Annotated in this window: 3 tRNA genes; all 3 read right to left on the bottom strand. The window is 45.0% G+C overall.

Going from position 1 to position 407, the window contains the following annotated elements:
• Positions 1-11: 11 nt before the first annotated feature.
• The 3 genes from ACSLUR_RS19120 to ACSLUR_RS19110 all read right to left on the bottom strand — a co-directional run bounded on the left by ACSLUR_RS19120 (position 12) and on the right by ACSLUR_RS19110 (position 395).
• Positions 12-96 (bottom strand) — tRNA-Leu (locus ACSLUR_RS19120).
• A gap of 83 nt (positions 97-179) precedes the next feature.
• Positions 180-256: transfer RNA gene (locus ACSLUR_RS19115), tRNA-Met, on the bottom strand.
• Positions 257-310: 54 nt separating this feature from the next.
• Positions 311-395: transfer RNA gene (locus tag ACSLUR_RS19110), tRNA-Leu, on the bottom strand.
• Positions 396-407: the final 12 nt, after the last annotated feature.

The following is a 407-nucleotide window of genomic DNA, read 5'->3' as shown; positions in this document are numbered from 1 at the left end:
CTAGTTTTCAATGGTACGGGAGGAGAGACTTGAACTCTCACGCCTCGCGGCACTGGAACCTAAATCCAGCGCGTCTACCAATTCCGCCACTCCCGCATTGAAAAGTCGCTTTATTTATAGAGCCGCTACTCTCGCGTTATAAAAACGCTTTTATGCTACATACAGCACTCATTTGTAAATGGTGGCTACACCGAGATTTGAACTTGGGACCCCATCATTATGAGTGATGTGCTCTAACCAGCTGAGCTATGTAGCCATTTACAACTTTCACTTCTTTATTACATAAAGATAAGTAAAGTATTTTACTAAATGGTACGGGAGGAGAGACTTGAACTCTCACGCCTCGCGGCACTGGAACCTAAATCCAGCGCGTCTACCAATTCCGCCACTCCCGCATTTAGTAATAT

This window comes from Thalassotalea montiporae (assembly GCF_053485855.1).
Note: the sequence above shows the minus strand (reverse complement) of the source record. Positions and strands in the feature narration are given on the sequence as shown.